The sequence below is a fragment of the Novosphingobium album (ex Hu et al. 2023) genome (assembly GCF_022832385.1).
In the GTDB taxonomy this organism is placed as follows: Bacteria; Pseudomonadota; Alphaproteobacteria; order Sphingomonadales; family Sphingomonadaceae; genus Novosphingobium; species Novosphingobium album.
In genome coordinates this window covers 1-425 of sequence record NZ_JALHLE010000076.1, presented here as the reverse complement: position 1 = coordinate 425, position 425 = coordinate 1, and the positions used below count along the sequence as shown (strand labels likewise).

Sequence of the window (425 nt, the reverse complement as noted above, 5' to 3'; positions counted from 1 at the left end):
GGATACCTCATTCGTCGTCGCCCCCATCCGCGATCATGCTTTTTTCAGCAAACGGTTCTCGAGCGTCAGGTCGGCCACACATTCCTTCAGGGCGCGGGCTTCGCGGCGCAGGTCCTGCACTTCGCCGGTGGTCGCCGCACGGGCGGTGTCGCCCGCCAGGCGCCGCTTGCCGGCTTCCATGAACTCCTTGGACCAGGTGTAATACAGGCTCTGGGCGATGCCTTCCTTGCGGCACAGCTCGGCGATGCTGTCATCACCGCGCAGACCTTCCAGCACAATGCGGATCTTGTCCTCGGCAGAGAAATGCCGTCGAGTCTGACGCCGGATATCCTTCACCACCTGCTCTGCAGGGGTCTTGGTCGACGATTTTGCATTGGAGAATTTGGGCTTCATCTTCGTTCCTTCGTCACTACGACGAAGCCCAA

General features: G+C 60.5%; 1 pseudogene. It reads right to left on the bottom strand.

Annotation, left to right across the window (positions count from 1 at the left end):
• A pseudogene (locus MTR64_RS21275) lies at positions 1-393 on the bottom strand (transposase); the annotation flags it as partial.
• Positions 394-425: the final 32 nt, after the last annotated feature.